Raw genomic sequence first — 209 nt, forward strand, 5'->3', positions numbered from 1 at the left:
ACGCAGACTGGCGTCCACGCTTCAAAGCCTCCCACCTATCCTACACATCAAGGCTCAATGTTCAGTGTCAAGCTGTAGTAAAGGTTCACGGGGTCTTTCCGTCTTGCCGCGGGTACACTGCATCTTCACAGCGAGTTCAATTTCACTGAGTCTCGGGTGGAGACAGCCTGGCCATCATTACGCCATTCGTGCAGGTCGGAACTTACCCG

Annotated in this window: 1 rRNA gene; it reads right to left on the bottom strand. The window is 54.1% G+C overall.

Annotated elements, in window-relative coordinates:
* Positions 1 to 209: ribosomal RNA gene (locus DW58_RS17970) — 23S ribosomal RNA — on the bottom strand; the annotation flags it as partial.

The organism is Siccibacter turicensis LMG 23730, from assembly GCF_000463155.2.
GTDB classification, from domain to species: domain Bacteria; phylum Pseudomonadota; class Gammaproteobacteria; order Enterobacterales; family Enterobacteriaceae; genus Siccibacter; species Siccibacter turicensis.